The sequence below is a fragment of the Streptomyces sp. NBC_01788 genome, assembly GCF_035917575.1.
GTDB lineage: Bacteria > Actinomycetota > Actinomycetes > Streptomycetales > Streptomycetaceae > Streptomyces.
Map to the genome: position 1 here is coordinate 2,945,757 of NZ_CP109090.1, position 17,074 is coordinate 2,962,830.

Consider the following 17,074-nt stretch of genomic DNA (forward strand, 5'->3'; position numbering starts at 1 on the left):
CGGCACCAGGATCAGGGGATCAGCACAGGATCCAGTCCGTGTGGACCGACTTCGATCCCACCGATCCGGCGACCCGCACGCACCGGTGGCCCGCGTGGACGGTGACCGGGCCGGCGTGCCGGGAGTAGCGGCCCTTGTCGGTGACCGGACGGTTGCCGCGGGCCTGCACCGTCACCGACATCGGCCGCTTGGAGCCGGGTTTCGTGGCGACGGTGAGGGCGCAGACGTAGCCGTCGCGCTTGTGGACGTGGATGGTGCCGGTGGCGAAGGGCACCGTCCTGACCTCGCGGCCGGCGCAGGCGGTGGCCGCTGCCCTGGCGGTGCCGGGTGCGGCGAACGCCAGCAGCACCGCCCCGGTCAGCACGGCCACGACCGGCAGCGGCCTCCGGCGTATCGCACCACTGTCCACAGTCCCCCCTGACTGCCAGTTACAAGCGTACTGATGTACGGACGCGGCCCGTGGGCCGGACGGTTGCCCTCCGCGGGTTCAGCGGGACGCGCTGACCGGCTCCTCCGGCTCGGACGCGCCGACGAACGTCCGCCACAGCTCGGCGTACCGCCCGTCACGGGCCAGCAGTTCCTCGTGCGTGCCGTCCTCGGCGACCCGGCCGTGGTCCATCACCACCACGCGGTCGGCGCGGGCGGCCGTGGTCAGCCGGTGGGCGACCACCAGCGTCGTACGGCGGCCCGCGAGCCGGTCGGTGGCCTGGTTGACCTGTGCCTCGGTGGCCAGGTCGAGCGCGGCGGTCGCCTCGTCGAGGAGCAGGACGTCGGGGTCGACGAGTTCGGCGCGGGCCAGCGCGATGAGCTGGCGCTGACCGGCCGACAGGTTGCGTCCGCGCTCGGCGACCCCGTGCAGGTAGCCGCCCTCCAGCGTGGCGATCATCTCGTGCGCGCCGACCGCGCGCGCGGCGGCCTCCACCTCGGCGTCGGTGGCGTCGGGCCGGCCGTAGGCGATGGCGTCGCGGACGGTGCCCGGGAAGAGGTACGCCTCCTGCGGCACGACCCCGAGCCGGTGCCGGTACGCGGTGATGTCCAGCTCCCTGAGGTCCGTGCCGTCGACGGTCACCCGGCCGCCGGTCGGGTCGTAGAACCGGGCCACCAGCTTCACCAGGGTCGACTTGCCCGCGCCGGTCTCGCCGACGAAGGCGACGGTCTGTCCGGCCGGGATGCGCAGGTCGACGCCGGTGAGGGCCGCCTCGCCCTCGTCGGCGGCGCCGTACCGGAAGTGCACGTCCTCGAAGGCGACCTCGCCGCGCAGCCCGGGCACGTCGCGGGGCTCGGCGGCGGACCGTGTGGACGTGGGCTCCCGGAGCAGTTCCTGGATGCGGCCCAGGGAGACGGTCGCCTGCTGGTAGCCGTCGAAGACCTGGGAGAGCTGCTGGACGGGCGCGAAGAACAGGTCGATGTAGAGAAGGTACGCGACCAGGGCACCCGCGGTCAGCGTGGCCGCCTCCACCCGGCTCGCGCCCGCGATCAGCACCGAGGCCGCCGCGACCGAGGACAGGAACTGCACGAACGGGAAGTAGACCGAGATCAGCCACTGGCCCCGGATCCGCGCCTGGCGGTAGCTGTCGCTGCGCCCGGCGAACCGTCGCCCGCCGTCCCCCTCGCGCCGGAAGGCCTGCACGATCCGCAGCCCGGCGACCGACTCCTGGAGGTCGGCGTTGACCACCGACACCCGCTCACGGGCCAGCTCGTACGCCCGCACGCTCGCCCGGCGGAAGAAGAACGTGGCGACGACCAGCGGGGGCAGCGTCGCGAAGACGACCAGCGCCAGCTGCACGTCGATCACCAGCAGGGCCACCATGATGCCGAAGAAGGTGACCACGGAGACGAACGCCGTCACCAGGCCCGTCTGCAGAAATGTCGACAAAGCGTCGACATCGGTCGTCATGCGGGTCATGATCCGGCCGGTCAGCTCGCGCTCGTAGTAGTCCAGGCCGAGCCGCTGGAGCTGGGCGAAGATCTTCAGGCGCAGCGAGTACAGCACCCGCTCGCCGGTGCGGCCGGTCATCCGGGTCTCGCCGATCTGCGCCGCCCATTGCACCAGCACGGCGAACAGGGCGAGCAGCGAGGCCGCCCAGACGGCACCCAGGGCCATCCGTGTGACGCCCTGGTCGATGCCGTGCCGGATCATGACCGGCAGTAGCAGGCCCATGCCGGCGTCCACGGCGACGAGGCCGAGGCTGACCAGGAGCGGCAGGCCGAAGCCATGCAGCAGGCGGCGCAGGCCGTAGGAGTCCTCCGGGCGGACGGCCCGCCGCTCGTCGATGCCGGGGGTGTCGGTGGCGGGCGGCAGCGCGGCGACCTGGGCGAGCAGTTCGGGGGTGGCGGGCATGCCGGACATCGCCGTGTCCCGGGGCTCGCGCTCCCCCGCCCACAGCGTGGGCGTGATGCCGCGCTCGGCGTCGAACTCGGCGTCCAGCTCCTGCCGTACGGAGACGTCCTCCGGCGGTGCGGCGGGCTGGGCGTGGCCCGGCGAGACGCCGCCGAGCTCGTCGGGGTCGGTGAGCAGGCGCCGGTAGAGGGCGCACCGCTCCTGGAGCTCGTCGTGGGTGCCGAGGTCGGCGAGGCGGCCCTGGTCGAGGACGGCGATGCGGTCGGCGAGGTTCAGGGTGGAGCGGCGGTGGGCGATGAGGAGGGTCGTGCGGCCCTCCATGACCTGTGCCAGAGCCTGGTGGATCTCGTGCTCGACGCGGGCGTCCACGGCGGAGGTGGCGTCGTCCAGGACGAGCAGGCGCGGGTCGGTGAGGATCGCTCGGGCCAGTGCGATGCGCTGGCGCTGGCCGCCGGAGAGGGTCAGTCCCTGCTCGCCGACCGTGGTGTCGTAGCCGTCGGGCAGCTCGGCGATGAAGCGGTCGGCCTGGGCGGCGCGGGCGGCCGCCTCGATCTGCTCCGGGGTGGCGTCGGGGCGGCCGTAGGCGATGTTGGCGCGGACGGTGTCGGAGAACAGGAAGGAGTTCTCGGGCACCAGGCCGATCGCGGCCCTGAGCGAGTACAGGGTCAGCTCGCGCACGTCGTGGCCGCCGACGAGGACGGCGCCGTGGGTGACGTCGTAGAAGCGGGGCAGCAGCAGGGAGACCGTCGACTTGCCGGAGCCGGAGGAGCCGACGACGGCCAGGGTCTCGCCGGGGCGGATCTCGAACGACAGCCCCTGGAGGACGGGCCGGTCGTCCGCGTAGCCGAACGAGACGTCGTCGAACTCGACGGTCGCGGGGGCGTCGGCGGGCAGCTCCTTGGTGCCCCCGGTCAGGGTGGGCTCGGTGTCGATCAGCTCCAGGACGCGTTCGGTGCCCGCCCGGGCCTGCTGCCCGACCGTGAGCACCATGGCGAGCATGCGGACCGGGCCGACGAGCTGGGCGAGGTAGGCGGAGAAGGCGACGAAGGTGCCCAGCGTGATGTGCCCGCGCACAGCGAGCCAGCCGCCGAGGGCCAGCATGGCGACCTGGCCGAGGGCGGGCACGGCCTGGAGCGCGGGGGTGAACCTGGAGTTCAGCCGGATGGTGCGCAGCCGCCCGGCGAACAGCCTGCGGCCGACCTCGCGCAGCTTGCCGGTCTCCTGCTCCTCCTGTCCGAAGCCCTTCACCACGCGGACGCCGCTGACCGCGCCGTCGACCACGCCGGCGACGGCGGCGGCCTGCGCCTGGGCGTACCAGGTGGCGGGGTGGAGCTTGGTGCGGCTGCGCCGGGCGATCCAGCCGAGGGCCGGGGCGACGGCGAGAGCGACCAGGGTCAGTGGCAGCGACAGCCAGGCCATGATGACTAGGGAGATCAGGAAGAGCAGGACGTTGCCGATCGTCATCGGCAGCATGAAGAGGAGGCCCTGGATCAGCTGGAGGTCGCTGGTGGCGCGGCCGATCACCTGGCCGGTGGACAGCTCGTCCTGGCGTCTGCCGTCGAGCCGGGTGATCGTCTCGTACATCTCCGTCCGCAGGTCGTGCTGGACGTCGAGGGCGAGCCGGCCGCCGTAGTAGCGGCGGATGTAGGTGAGGACGTAGACGACGAGCGCGGCGGCGATCAGGGCGCCCGCCCAGGGGGTCATACGGCGGCTGTGGTCGCCGATCACGTCGTCGATGATCACCTTGGTGATCAGCGGCACCAGCGCCGTGACGGCCATGCCTCCGAGCGAGGCGCCGAGGGCGAGGACGACGTCCCTGGGGTGACGCCAGGCGTACCCGGCCAGTCTCCGCGCCCATCCCGGCTGCGCTGCCACGTCGGTGCCTCCCTCAAGAACTGATCTTCCGGAAGACACCAACGCGGGCGGGGGCGGATTTCATCCCGCCGCAACGATGCGCCCGGCGGCGCGGGGTCACCCGCCGGGGGGAACGGCCACGAACGCCTCCTTGGGTGTGGTGGTCGGCGCGTAACGCGCGGGGTCCGTCGTCGTGGGCACGAGGTCCTTGTGGATGGCCTTGGCGATGTTCTGGATGGTGGTGACGCCGTAGTTCATGGTGCTGTTGTCCTGGGTGAGCACCGTGATCATGTAGTCGCGGCCGGTGCCCTTGAAGGTGCCGACACTGTGCACCCGCCAGCCGTGCGTGGCGCGCGACAGCCAGCCGTTCTTGACGTGCACGGCGACGGAGGACGGCGCCCCGGCGGGCGTGCCCCAGCGCTGGGAGGCGACGACCTGGCCCATGAGCTTGAGGATGTAGTCGCGGGAGTTGTCGCTGAGTACCGAGTTCTTGGCCGTGATCAGCCCGAGCAGCTTCTGCTCGTCACGCACGGTGATCTGGGTCAGGCCCCAGTAACCGTTCGCGCCGGGCTTGGTCTGGGTCATGCCGGCCGCGCTGAGGAAGCCCTTCACCTTCGTCACGCCGAGCTGCTTCCACAGGGTGGAGGTGGCGTCGTTGTCCGACTTGGTGATCATGGCCTTGGCGAGGGTCGTCTCGCGGGCGGTGAGGTAGCGGTTGTGTTTCTTGGCGTCCCACAGCAGGGTGGCGAGGACGGTGACCTTGACGACGCTGGCCGAGTCGTAGGCGGTCGACTGGCGCAGCGTGCAGGTCGTGTCGGTGGTGCGGTCGCGCAGACCGACGGCGACGGTGCCCTTGCGGTCCTTCATCGCCGCGGTGATGTCCTTCTCCAACTTGGCTGCCAGGCCCGCCTTGCCGGACGTGCAGCTGACCGTGGGTGTGGCGGCCGCGGCGGGCGTCGCGGCGGCCACGCAGGGAATCAGCATCCCGGCGCCCACGCCCGCCGCGAGCACTCTGGCGCGTCGGGTTGTTGAGTGAGTCATGTCCAGTTGACGTACGGACTCTGACAAAAGGTTGCGCGAGTTGGCCGAGATTTGACTGGTCGTTACCCGAACGCAGTCAGGGACTCGCGCACACGAGCACGAGCCCCTTTCCGGTTTCGCCGCGGCCTCAGTCCAGATGCGTGGGCGCGAACATCCGCAGGACGGCGGGGAGGACGACGACCGAAGGACCCTGCTCGGCAAGGGCGTTCGCCAGGTCGGCCGCCAGGGTCTCGGGGGTCGTGCGCACGCCCGGGACGCCGAAGGATTCCGCCAGGGCCACGTAGTCGGGGCGGGTGAGCTCCGTGGCCGTGGCCTGGCCGAACGCGTCGGTCATGTACTCGCGGAGGATGCCGTAGCCGCCGTCGTCGACGATCAGCCAGGTGACGTCGAGGCCGTACTGGCGGGCGGTGGCCAGTTCCGCGATCGAGTACAGCGCGCCGCCGTCGCCCGACACCGCCAGGACCGGGCGGGTGCGGTCCGCGGCCGCGGCCCCGAGCGCCGCCGGGAAGCCGTAGCCGAGGCCGCCCGCGCCCTGGGCCGAGTGCATGGTGTTGGGGGACTTAGCGTCGAAGGCCGACCAGGCCCAGTACGCCAGGATCGTCATGTCCCAGAAGGACGGCGAGCCGGCGGGCAGGGCGCGGCGGACGGACGCCAGCACGTCCTGCTCCAGGGTGAGTTCCTGGGCGGCGATCCGGTCGCGGACCTTGGCAAGGACCTCGCGCACGCGGTCGGCGGCGCCCTCGTCGGCGCGCTCGTCCACGGTCTCCAGCAGGGCCTGGAGGGCCAGGCGGGCGTCGGCGTGGATGCCGAGCGCCGGGTGGTTGGACTCCAGCTTGCCGAGGTCGGCCTCGATCTGGATCACGCGGCCGCGCGGCTTGAACGTGTGGTAGTTGGAGGAGAGTTCGCCGAGGCCCGAGCCGATGACGAGCAGCACGTCGGCGTCCTCGAGGAAGTCCGTGGTGTGCCGGTCCTCCAGCCAGGACTGGAGGGACAGCGGGTGCTCCCAGGGGAAGGCGCCCTTGCCGCCGAAGGTCGTGACGACGGGGGCGTTCAGCCGCTCCGCGAGGGCCAGCAGCTTGCCGGACGCGTCGGCGCGGACCACCCCTCCGCCCGCGATGATCGCCGGGCGGGCGGCCCCGGACAGCAGGCCGGCCGCCACCGCGGTGAGTTCGGGACGCGGGACCAGTTCCTCCGGGGTGGCGTCCAGGGCCGTCACCACCGGCAGGCTCGTCGGTTCGAGGAGCACGTCCTGCGGGATCTCCACCCACACGGGCCCGTGCGGGACCGTCAGCGCCGACTTCCAGGCGGCCGCGATGGCGGAGGGGATCTGCGACTGGGTGCGGACCGTGTGGACCGACTTCACCACACCGCGGAACGAGGCGGCCTGGTCGGGCAGTTCGTGCAGGTAGCCGTGGCGGCCGCCGCCGAGCCCGGCCGTCGGGATCTGGCTGCTGATGGCCAGGACGGGGGCGGAGGCCGACGCCGCCTCCTGGAGCGCCGCGAGCGAGGTCAGCGCTCCCGGGCCGGTCGACAGCAGCAGCGGCGCGGCCTCACCGGTGATCCGGCCGTAGGCGTCGGCGGCGAAGCCGGCGTTGTTCTCCACCCGCAGGCCGACGTACGTCAGCTCCGACCGGCGCAGCGCGTCGAACATGCCGAGGGCGTGCTGTCCCGGCAGGCCGAAGACGGTCGTCGCGCCCAGCCCGGCCAGGGTCTCCACGACCAGGTCTCCGCCGTTGCGGCCGGGGGGAGGGTTCAGGGCGGCCTCCGTCTGCTCGGGTGTCGGGCGGAGCACCAGGTCGTGGTCGTGCGTCACTTCGCTTACGCGTCCTTCCGGGCCGCCGCGATCTGGCGGGCCATGATCGTGGTCAGTTCGTACGCCGTGTGCGAGGCGGCCACCGAGGTGATCTCGGCGTGGTCGTACGCCGGGGCCACCTCGACGACGTCGGCGGAGACCAGGTTGCAGGAGGCCAGGCCGCGCAGGATCTCCAGCAGTTCGCGGGAGGTCATGCCGCCCGCCTCGGGGGTGCCGGTGCCGGGCGCGTGCGCCGGGTCGAGGCAGTCGATGTCGATGGAGATGTACAGCGGGCGGTCGCCGATGCGCTGGCGGAGCTGGTCGGCCACCTCGTCGGCGCCGCGGCGGTAGACGTCGGCGGAGGTGACGATGCCGAAGCCCATCTTCTCGTCGTCGGTGAGGTCCTGCTTGCCGTACAGCGGGCCGCGGGTGCCGACGTGGGAGAGCGCCTCGGTGTCGAGGATGCCCTCCTCCACCGCCCGCCGGAACGGGGTGCCGTGCGTGTACTCGGCGCCGAAGTAGGTGTCCCAGGTGTCGAGGTGGGCGTCGAAGTGGAGCAGCGCGACCGGGCCGTGCTTCTTGGCGACGGACCGCAGCAGCGGCAGCGCGATGGTGTGGTCGCCGCCGAGGGTCATCAACCGGGCGCCGGTGCCGAGGAGTTCGTCGGCGGCGGCCTCCATCGTCTCGACGGCCTCGTTGATGTTGAACGGGTTCACGGCGATGTCGCCGCCGTCCGCGACCTGGGCGAGGGCGAAGGGGGAGGCGTCCTGCGCCGGGTTGTAGGGGCGCAGCAGCCGGGACGCCTCGCGGATAGCGTTGCCGCCGAAGCGGGCGCCCGGCCGGTACGAGACGCCGGAGTCGAACGGCACACCCACGACGGCGACGTCGGCGGTGCCCACCTCGTCGAGGCGGGGCAGCCGGGCGAAGGTCGCGGGGCCGGCGTACCGCGGGACGCGGGAGGAGTCGACGGGACCGCGGGGCGTCTCGGTGCTGCTCATGGCGAAATGCCTTCTTTCTTGCGCTTCGTCGCGTATGTGATGACTCGTGATCGACTCTACTGGTGAGCGGGGGCCGGTTCGGACGCGAGTTCGGGGGTGCGCCCGGCGAGCCGCTCGCGCCAGGCGGCGAGGACGGCCGCGTCGGTCGGCTTGGTCGCCAGGGAGACGATGACGTAGGCGGCCAGGGAGGACAACAGGCCGTAGTAGACGGGCTCGTTGGCGAGGATGCCGAAGGTCGCCATGAGGCCGATGACCGCGACGCCACCGACGATCACGGAGGCGAGGGCGCCGTGCGCGGTGCCGCGCTTCCACAGCAGTCCGCCGAGGATCGGCACGAGCAGCCCGCCGACGAGCAGGTTGTAGGCGACGGTCAGCGCCTCGACGACGTTGTTGAGCGCGATGGCGGTGCAGATCACGCCGACGCCCATGATCAGGATGAAGACGCGGTTGCCCTTGACCTCGTCGTGCGCCTCCCCGTCGCGGCGGACGGCGCCGCGCAGCCGGGACCAGATGTCGTTGTTGGCGACGGTGGCGCAGGCGATCAGCGCGCCGGAGGAGGTGGACATCACCGCGGCCAGCGCGGCGGCGAGCACAAGGCCGCGGACACCGATGGGCAGGTCGTCCTTGACGATGGTGGCGAAGGCGTCGTCGGCGCTGCCGAGGTTGGGGTACAGCACCTTGGCGGCGGTGCCGATGACCGCGCCGGCGATCGCGTAGACCAGGCAGTAGGTGCCGGCGACGGTGCCGCCCCACTTGGCGGTGGTGTCGCTGCGGGCGGTGAACACGCGCTGCCAGATGTCCTGGCCGATCAGCATGCCGAAGGTGTAGATCAGGACGTACGTGAAGATCGTCTCGCCGCCGATGCCCAGCGGGTCGAAGTAGGAGGTCGGCAGCTTGGCCTTCATCTCGCTGAAGCCGCCCGCCTTGACGACGGCGATGGGCAGCAGCAGGAGCAGCACGCCGATCGTCTTCACCACGAACTGCACCATGTCGGTCAGCGTGATGGACCACATGCCGCCGAGGGTGGAGTAGGCCACGACGATCGCGCCGCCGAGGATGATCGCGACGGTGCGGTTCAGGTCGAACAGCACGTCGAAGATCGTGGCGTACGCGATGGTGGAGGTCACCGCCAGCATCAGGGTGTACGCCCACATCACGACGCCCGAGATGATGCCGGCCCGGCCGCCGTAGCGCAGGTCGAGCATCTCGGAGACGGTGTAGACCTTCAGCCGGGCGATGCGGGCGGAGAAGAAGACCGAGAGGGCGAGGATTCCGAGGCCGATGGTGAAGACCATCCAGGCACCGGAGAGGCCGTACTTGTAGCCGAGGCCCACGCCGCCGATGGTGGAGGCGCCGCCGAGGACGATCGCCGCCATCGTGCCGGAGTACATCGCGGGGCCCAGGCGGCGGCCCGCGACCAGGAACTCGCTCTTGGACTTGGCGCGGCGCATGCCCCACCAGCCCATGGCCAGCATGCCGGCGAGATAGACGACGATCACTGTGTAGTCGACGGCCATGTGGGGCCCTCCTTCGCGCACATCCGGGCGGCGGTGTCGTGCAGATGTATGGGGTCGTGCAGATACGTGGGGGTGAGGCTCGGCAAGGGCTCGCGGGGACATCGCCCGTACCCGTGGCTGCCAGCCCCCTAGACACTAGGTGGCCGAAAAGCGACTGCGAAGTGTACTTTTCATCCATTCGAGTCGCGACGGTATGGAGGGAATGCACATCGTGCCGGATGTACCTGTCCCCCTGGCCCCAGCCGTCCCACCGACCCCACCGATCCCGCTGTCCGCCCTGCTGGCCCGGGAGGACCTCGCGCTGCGCCGGATCGCCGGCCCGGCCGGCCCGGACACCGCGATCCACTGGGCGCACACCTCGGAGATGGCCGACCCCTACCCGTACCTGCTGGGCGGCGAGCTGCTGCTGACGGCCGGCGTCCATGTCACCCCGGCGGACGCCACCGGGGCGTACTTCGACACCTACGTCTCCCGGGTGGCGGCGGCGGGCGGCGCGGCCATCGGCTTCGGCCTGGCGCCGGTGCACGACACGGTGCCGCCCGCCCTGGTGGCGGCCTGCGAGGCCCACGGCCTGCCGCTGCTCGAAGTCCCGCCGCAGACCACCTTCTCCGGCGTCGCGCGCGCGGTCTGGCAGCTGATGGCGCAGGCCCGGCTGGCCGAACTGCGCCGCGTCACGGAGGCGCAGCAGCGGCTCGCGGCCGCCGCGTCCCGCCCCCACCCCGTCCCCTCCGTGCTGCGCCAGCTGGCCCAGCGCCTGTCCGGCTGGGGGGTCCTGTACGGCCCGGACGGCACGGCGATCGCCTCGGCGGGCCGGGCCCCGCACGAGACGGCCCGCCAGGCGCTTGCCCACCTGACGGACGTGGTCCGCCCGGCCCCGACGACCATGGCATCACCGGGGACGACCGTCCGCACGCCTCCGCCGTGTCCTACGACCCCGCCGGGGGCGGCCGTCCGGACGCCCCCTCCGTCTGCCACGACCCCGCAGGGGACGACCGGCCGGACAGCCTCGCCGACTCCTACGACCCCGCCGGGCACGACCGGCCGGACGCACCCACCGTCTGCCACAACCCCGCCCGGCACGACCGTCCGGGCACCCTCGCCGTCTCCCACGACCCCACCGGGCACGACCGTCCGGGCACCCTCGCCCTCTCCTGCGACCCCACCGGGCACGACCGTCCGGGCACCCTCGCCCTCTCCTGCGACCCCACCGGGCACGACCGGCCGGACACCCCCGCCGTCTCCCCCGGCCCCGGTCGGCCGGCCCATCGCGGCAGCCGTTCCCGTCGCCGCCCGGCCCGTTCCCGTCGCCGCCCGGCCCGTTCCCGTCGCCGCCCGGCCCGTTCCCTCCTCCGCCACCGACACCGTCGCCGGCAGCCATCTCGCCGCCTACGCCCTCGGCGCCGGGCAGGGCTTCGTGCTCGGAGTCGCCTCACCGCACCGCGAACCCGGGGACCACACCATCGCGTCCGTGGCCGCCGTGCTGCTCTCGCTGCTCACCGGCGAGCACCGCAGCGGTACGGGGGCGGCCCGGTCCTCGGCGCTGGTGCGGGTGCTGCTGGGCGCGCCGCCCGAGGAGGTGGCGCCGCTGCTCGGGACCGGACGGTGGGTCGTCGTGCACGCTCGGCCGGACACCCAGGCGGCCGACGCCGTGGCTGCCTCCGCGCTCGGCGCCGCCCTGGGCTCGGCCCTGGTCGACCTCACCGACGGGGTCGTACGGGTCCTGCTGCCCGCCGAGCGGGAGCCGGGACCACAGCCCGGCTGGGCCCTCGGGGTGAGCACCGCCGTCGGCCCCGGCGACTGGACGACGGCCGACGCCCAGGCGGCCCGCGCCCTGGCCCGCGCCCGCGCCACCCGCACCGCGCTGGTCGGCCACGGCACCCGCCCCGGCCTGGCCGACCTGCTCCCGCGGGACGAGGCCGACGCCCACGCCCAGGCCCTGCTCGCCCCGCTCGGCGCGACCCCCGCGCTCACCGAGACACTGCGCACCTGGCTCTCCCTGCACGGCAGTTGGGACCGCACCGCGGTCGCCCTGTCCGTGCACCGCAACACCGTCCGCCAGCGCATCGCCCGCTGCGCCGCCCTCCTCGGCACCGACCTGGACGACCCCGACGTCCGCATGGAGCTGTGGTTCGCCCTGCGGCGGGCGTGACCCGCGTCCCAGCGGCCGGGACATCGGCGACGCGAACAGAGAGCTGCACCACAATGGGAGCCATGCCGATACCCGGGACACCCAGCCGCGCCGAGCTCGTCGACCACCTCGTGAGGACCCGTATCGCCGGGGACGTCGCCACCCCTCGCGAGAACAACCTCTCCCACTACCGCAAGCTCGCGAACGGCGACCGCCACTTCTGGTTCGGTCTGGAGCTCGGCGACCGCTGGAGCGACGAGCAGGACGTGCTGGCGGTGATGGCGGAGCGCGTCGGTGTCATCGACGACCCGGAGCACCGCTACGGCCAGGACACCATCGACCCCGAACTGACCGTCGACGCCCTGGAGCGGATGGCCGGCCGGCTGCGCAAGGCCGCCGACAGCAGTCAGCGGGTGCTGTTCGCGACCGGTCACCCCGGCGGCCTGCTCGACGTGCACCGCGCCACCGCCGCCGCCCTGCGCGCCGCCGGCTGCGAGATCGTGGTGATCCCGGACGGGCTCCAGACGGACGAGGGATACGTCATGCAGTTCGCGGACGTGGCCGTGCTGGAGCACGGCGCCACCCTGTGGCACACGCACTCCGGCGAGCCGATGCGGGCCATCCTCACCGGCCTGGAGCGCGAGGGCCGGCGGCTGCCCGACCTGGTCGTCGCCGACCACGGCTGGGCGGGATACGCCGGTCAGCACGGCGTGGACTCGGTCGGCTACGCCGACTGCAACGACCCGGCCCTCTTCGTCGCCGAGGCCGAGGGCACCGTCCAGGTGACCGTGCCGCTCGACGACCATGTGGTCAGCCCCCGGTACTACGACCCGATGACGGCGTACCTGCTGGACCAGGCGGGTCTGGGCTAGGGCGCTCGTGCCGGATCAGGTCGGCGGGGCGTTCTCGGACCGGGGTACGCGGACCACGCCCTCCTGGATCACCGAGATCGCCAGCCGGCCGTCCTGGGTGTAGATGCGGGCCTGGCCGAGGCCGCGCCCACCGTGCGCGGAGGGGGACTCCTGGTCGTAGAGCAGCCACTCGTCGGCCCGGAACGGCCGGTGGAACCACATCGCGTGGTCCAGCGAGGCCCCGACCACGTCGCCGACCGCCCAGCCGCCGCGGCCGTGCGCGAGCAGCACCGAGTCCAGCAGCGTCATGTCGGAGACGTAGGTGGCGAGGACGACGTGCAGGAGGGGCTGGTCGATATCCCCGTCGAGCTTGCCGTCGGCGCGGAACCACACCTGGGAGTGCGGCTCGCGCGGCTCGCCGAACCTGCCGTACGGCGGCTCGTCGGCATAGCGCAGGTCGACGGCCTCGCGGGCCTCCAGGAACCGCTCCACGACCTCGCGCGGAAGGTGGCCGTAGCCGCGCATCCGCTCCCGCGAGGTGGGCAGGGTCTCCGGGTCCGGGGCGGGCGGCATGGGCGCCTGGTGGTCAAGGCCCTCCTCGTACGTCTGGAAGGACGCCGAGAGGTGGAAGACCGGCTGCCCGTGCTGGACCGCGACGACCCGGCGGGTGGTGAAGGAGCGGCCGTCGCGGATGCGGTCCACGGTGTAGACGATGGGCGCTCCCGGGTCGCCGGGGCGCAGGAAGTAGGCGTGCAGCGAGTGCGCGTGCCGGTCCGCGGGGACCGTGCGCCCCGCGGCGACCAGCGCCTGTGCCGCGACCTGCCCGCCGAAGACGCGCGGGACGACCGCGTGGCGGGACCGGCCGCGGAAGATGTCCCGCTCGATCCGCTCCAGGTCGAGCAGATCGAGCAGGGACCGAAGTGCCGGGTTCATGCGTCGGCCGTCCCCTACAGGCCCATGTCCTTGGCGATGATCGACTTCATGATCTCGCTGGTGCCGCCGTAGATGCGGTTGACGCGGTTGTCCGCGTACAGGCGGGCGATGGGGTACTCGTTCATGTAGCCGTAGCCGCCGTGCAGTTGGAGGCAGCGGTCGATGACGCGGTGGGCGACCTCGGTGCAGAACAGCTTGGCGGAGGCGGCCTCGGCGGGGGTCAGCTCACCGGCGTCGAGGGCCTCGAGCGCGCGGTCGGCGACGGCCTGCGCGGCGTCCACCTCGGCCTGGCAGGCGGCCAGCTCGAACTTGGTGTTCTGGAAGTGGGCGACCGGCTTGCCGAAGACCGTGCGCTCCAGCACATACTGCTTGGCGAACCGGACGGCGGCCCTGGCCTGCGCGTACGCGCCGAAGGCGATGCCCCACCGCTCGGAGGGCAGGTTGGCGCCGAGGTAGGAGAAGCCCTTGTTCTCCTCGCCGAGCAGGTCCTCGACCGGGACCTCGACATCGGTGAACGCCAGTTCGGCGGTGTCGGATGCCTTCAGGCCCAGCTTGTCGAGCTTGCGGCCCACCGAGTAGCCCTCGGACCGGGCGTCCACGGCGAACAGGGAGATGCCGTGGCGGCGGTCCTCAGCCGTCGGGGCGGCGGTGCGGGCGCAGACGATGACCCGGTCGGCGTGGACGCCACCGGTGATGAAGGTCTTGGCGCCGTTGAGGACGTAGTGCGTGCCGTCCTCGCTGAGCCGGGCGGTGGTCTTCATGCCGGCGAGGTCGGAGCCGGTGCCGGGCTCCGTCATCGCGATGGCCCACATCTCCTCGCCGGAGACGAACCTGGGCAGGTAGCGCTTCTTCTGCTCGTCGGTGGCGAGCATCTTGAGGTAGGGCAGCGCGAGCAGGACGTGCACGCCGGACCCGCCGAAGGTCACGCCCGCGCGGGCGGTCTCCTCGTACTGGACGGCCTCGAACCGGTGGGTCTGGAGTCCGGCGCCGCCGTACTCCTCGGGAACGTTGATCCCGAACAGACCGAGCTCGGCGAGCCGGTGGTAGAACTCGCGCGGGACCTGCCCTGCGGCGCACCACTCGTCGTAGACCGGCACGACCTCCGCCTCGATGAAGGCACGAAGGGTCTCCCGGAACGCCTCGTGATCCTCTCCGAACACCACACGCCGCACGCCGCCACCTCCACAGAGCAACTGTCCAAGCGCTTGCTCAGCCAAAGATACCGACGAGTACACAACCTCGTAAAGAGGCCGGACGCACCCGCGAACCGTTCAGCCCCCCGCGGGCGACCCCGCGGAGGCGAAGGCCCCCCGAGCCATCCGGTGCAGCAGCTCCGCCGTGTCCCCGCGCCCCGGCAGGACACCCGCCCGCCCCAGGTGCGGCGTGGAGTTCAGCAGCCCGAACACCGAGTGCACGGCCGACCGCGCGGCCGGCTCACCGAGGTCCGGATGGACCCGCCGGACCACCTCCACCCACAGCTCGACGTACTGCCGCTGAAGCTGGCGCACCAGCTTGCGGTCGCTGTCCCGCAGGCGGTCCAGCTCCCGGTCGTGCAAGGTGATGAGCGGACGGTCGTCGAGCGCGAAGTCGATGTGGCCCTCGATGAGGGAGTCGAGCACCGCCTCGGGCCCGGCCACCCCGTCGGCCTCGGCCAGACGCCGCTTCGCCCCCGTCAGGAGCTGACCGCTGATGCCGACCAGCAGCTCGGCGAGCATCGCGTCCTTGCCGGCGAAGTGCCGGTACAGACCCGGCCCGCTGATACCCACGGCGGCGCCTATCTCGTCGACGCCTACACCGTGGAACCCGCGTTCGGCGAAGAGCCGCGCCGCTTCCTTGAGGATCTGCTCGCGACGGGTGGGGGCATCGGTTCGAGTGGCCATGAAAGCAATTCTAGACAGGACGGTTAGCGCTCGTTAACCTGGAGGGGAATCGCGTTAACGCTCATTAACAGTCGGGGGCACCGGCCACCGGGTGAGGGGACCGCAAGGATGCACGAGGCACCGGAGCTGACGAGCGCGGCCGATCCCGCGTCGGAGGCCTGGCGAGCCAACGAACAGGCACACCGCGCGCTCGCCGAGGAGCTGCGCGGCAAGCTCGCCGCCGCACGGCTCGGCGGCGGCGAGAAGGCGCGCGCCCGGCACACCGCGCGCGGGAAGCTGCTGCCGCGCGACCGCGTGGACACCCTCCTCGACGCCGGGTCGCCGTTCCTCGAGCTGGCCCCGCTGGCCGCCGACGGGATGTACGACGGCCAGGCACCGGCCGCCGGGGTCGTCGCCGGCGTCGGACGGGTCGGCGGACGCGAGTGCGTGATCGTCGCCAACGACGCCACTGTCAAGGGCGGGACCTACTACCCGATGACGGTGAAGAAGCACCTGCGGGCCCAGGAGGTGGCGCTGGAGAACCGCCTGCCCTGCCTGTACCTGGTCGACTCCGGCGGCGCCTTCCTGCCCATGCAGGACGAGGTCTTCCCCGACCGGGAGCACTTCGGGCGGATCTTCTACAACCAGGCCCGGATGTCGGGGGCCGGGATCCCGCAGATCGCCGCGGTCCTCGGCTCCTGCACGGCCGGCGGCGCCTACGTCCCGGCGATGAGCGACGAGGCCGTGATCGTCCGCAACCAGGGCACGATCTTCCTGGGCGGGCCGCCGCTGGTGAAGGCGGCCACCGGCGAGGTCGTGACCGCCGAGGAGCTCGGCGGCGGCGAGGTGCACTCCCGGATCTCCGGCGTCACCGACCACCTCGCCGAGGACGACGCCCACGCCCTGCGCATCGTGCGGAACATCGTCTCCACCCTGCCCGCGCGCGGCGCCCTGCCGTGGACGGTCACCGAGGCGGTCGAACCCAAGGTCGACCCCATGGGACTGTACGGCGCGGTGCCCGCCGACCCCCGCACCCCCTACGACGCCCGCGAGATCATCGCGCGCGTGGTCGACGGCTCCCGTTTCGCCGAGTTCAAGTCCGAGTTCGGGCAGACCCTCGTCACCGGCTTCGCCCGGATCCACGGCCACCCGGTCGGGATCGTCGCCAACAACGGCATCCTGTTCGCCGAGTCCGCCCAGAAGGGCGCCCACTTCATCGAGCTGTGCGACCAGCGCGGGATCCCGCTGCTGTTCCTGCAGAACATCTCGGGCTTCATGGTGGGCAAGGACTACGAGGCGGGCGGCATCGCCAAGCACGGCGCCAAGATGGTCACCGCGGTCGCCTGCACCCGCGTGCCCAAGCTGACCGTCGTGGTCGGCGGCTCGTACGGCGCGGGCAACTACTCCATGTGCGGCCGGGCGTACTCCCCCCGCTTCCTGTGGATGTGGCCGAACGCCAAGATCTCCGTCATGGGCGGCGAGCAGGCCGCCTCCGTGCTCGCCACCGTCAAGCGGGACCAGCTCGAAGGCCGGGGCGAGGAGTGGCCGGCGCAGGACGAGGAGTCCTTCAGGGCCCCCATCCGCGCCCAGTACGAGCACCAGGGCAACGCCTACTACGCCACCGCCCGCCTGTGGGACGACGGCGTGATCGACCCGCTGGAGACCCGCCAGGTGCTGGGCCTGGCCCTGACCGCGTGCGCCAACGCGCCACTGGGTGACCCCCAGTTCGGCGTCTTCCGGATGTGAGGGGGGACCTCGTG

The 17,074-nt window shown here is 72.4% G+C and carries 12 protein-coding genes; 3 read left to right on the forward strand and 9 right to left on the reverse strand.

Annotated elements, in window-relative coordinates; translation table 11 throughout:
• Positions 1–19: 19 nt before the first annotated feature.
• From OIE49_RS13490 to OIE49_RS13515, 6 genes are all read right to left on the reverse strand, one after another.
• Positions 20–409 carry a hypothetical protein gene (locus OIE49_RS13490; RefSeq protein ID WP_100569185.1) on the reverse strand — a complete coding sequence of 130 codons (390 nt, stop codon included), beginning with the start codon at positions 407–409 and terminating at the stop codon, positions 20–22.
• A gap of 78 nt (positions 410–487) precedes the next feature.
• On the reverse strand, positions 488–4,216 hold the full coding sequence (locus OIE49_RS13495; protein ID WP_326802531.1) for an ABC transporter ATP-binding protein: 3,729 nt from the start codon (positions 4,214–4,216) through the stop codon (positions 488–490).
• A gap of 96 nt (positions 4,217–4,312) precedes the next feature.
• Positions 4,313–5,179: a serine hydrolase gene (locus OIE49_RS13500; RefSeq protein ID WP_326806219.1), complete on the reverse strand. Its 867-nt coding sequence runs from the start codon at positions 5,177–5,179 to the stop codon at positions 4,313–4,315.
• Between the two features lie 184 nt (positions 5,180–5,363).
• Positions 5,364–7,049: a thiamine pyrophosphate-binding protein gene (locus tag OIE49_RS13505; RefSeq protein ID WP_326802532.1), complete on the reverse strand. Its 1,686-nt coding sequence runs from the start codon at positions 7,047–7,049 to the stop codon at positions 5,364–5,366.
• A 5-nt stretch (positions 7,050–7,054) separates the two neighbouring features.
• Positions 7,055–8,026 (reverse strand): agmatinase, encoded by a 972-nt coding sequence (speB, locus tag OIE49_RS13510; RefSeq protein ID WP_100569187.1) that lies wholly within the window; start codon positions 8,024–8,026, stop codon positions 7,055–7,057.
• 56 nt (positions 8,027–8,082) lie between these two features.
• The gene (locus OIE49_RS13515) at positions 8,083–9,543 is read right to left on the reverse strand and encodes a sodium:solute symporter (protein WP_326802533.1); all 1,461 of its coding nucleotides are present in this window, start codon (positions 9,541–9,543) and stop codon (positions 8,083–8,085) included.
• Positions 9,544–9,736: 193 nt separating this feature from the next.
• Between OIE49_RS13515 and OIE49_RS13520 the strand changes: the two genes are divergently transcribed.
• Positions 9,737–11,692, forward strand: coding sequence for a PucR family transcriptional regulator (locus OIE49_RS13520; RefSeq protein ID WP_326802534.1), 1,956 nt, complete (start codon positions 9,737–9,739; stop codon positions 11,690–11,692).
• A gap of 62 nt (positions 11,693–11,754) precedes the next feature.
• A complete protein-coding gene (locus OIE49_RS13525) occupies positions 11,755–12,543 on the forward strand; it encodes a phosphatase (RefSeq protein ID WP_326802535.1) in 789 nt (262 codons plus the stop codon).
• A gap of 15 nt (positions 12,544–12,558) precedes the next feature.
• Here OIE49_RS13525 and OIE49_RS13530 read toward each other — a convergent pair whose 3' ends face one another.
• From OIE49_RS13530 to OIE49_RS13540, 3 genes are all read right to left on the reverse strand, one after another.
• A complete protein-coding gene (locus tag OIE49_RS13530; protein WP_326802536.1) occupies positions 12,559–13,455 on the reverse strand; it encodes an acyl-CoA thioesterase in 897 nt (298 codons plus the stop codon).
• A 14-nt stretch (positions 13,456–13,469) separates the two neighbouring features.
• The gene (locus OIE49_RS13535; protein ID WP_326802537.1) at positions 13,470–14,627 is read right to left on the reverse strand and encodes an acyl-CoA dehydrogenase family protein; all 1,158 of its coding nucleotides are present in this window, start codon (positions 14,625–14,627) and stop codon (positions 13,470–13,472) included.
• Between the two features lie 99 nt (positions 14,628–14,726).
• Positions 14,727–15,335: an SACE_7040 family transcriptional regulator gene (locus OIE49_RS13540; RefSeq protein WP_326802538.1), complete on the reverse strand. Its 609-nt coding sequence runs from the start codon at positions 15,333–15,335 to the stop codon at positions 14,727–14,729.
• A 108-nt stretch (positions 15,336–15,443) separates the two neighbouring features.
• Between OIE49_RS13540 and OIE49_RS13545 the strand changes: the two genes are divergently transcribed.
• Positions 15,444–17,060 (forward strand): carboxyl transferase domain-containing protein, encoded by a 1,617-nt coding sequence (locus OIE49_RS13545; protein WP_326802539.1) that lies wholly within the window; start codon positions 15,444–15,446, stop codon positions 17,058–17,060.
• Positions 17,061–17,074: the final 14 nt, after the last annotated feature.

Coding starts and splice junctions, on each gene's coding strand:
- OIE49_RS13500 (WP_326806219.1), bottom strand. CDS start 5,179: ATGCTGATTCCCTGCGTGGCCGCCGCGACGCCCGCCGCGGCCGCCACA.
- speB (WP_100569187.1), bottom strand. CDS start 8,026: ATGAGCAGCACCGAGACGCCCCGCGGTCCCGTCGACTCCTCCCGCGTC.
- OIE49_RS13515 (WP_326802533.1), bottom strand. CDS start 9,543: ATGGCCGTCGACTACACAGTGATCGTCGTCTATCTCGCCGGCATGCTG.
- OIE49_RS13520 (WP_326802534.1), top strand. CDS start 9,737: ATGGAGGGAATGCACATCGTGCCGGATGTACCTGTCCCCCTGGCCCCA.
- OIE49_RS13525 (WP_326802535.1), top strand. CDS start 11,755: ATGCCGATACCCGGGACACCCAGCCGCGCCGAGCTCGTCGACCACCTC.
- OIE49_RS13530 (WP_326802536.1), bottom strand. CDS start 13,455: ATGAACCCGGCACTTCGGTCCCTGCTCGATCTGCTCGACCTGGAGCGG.
- OIE49_RS13540 (WP_326802538.1), bottom strand. CDS start 15,335: ATGGCCACTCGAACCGATGCCCCCACCCGTCGCGAGCAGATCCTCAAG.
- OIE49_RS13545 (WP_326802539.1), top strand. CDS start 15,444: ATGCACGAGGCACCGGAGCTGACGAGCGCGGCCGATCCCGCGTCGGAG.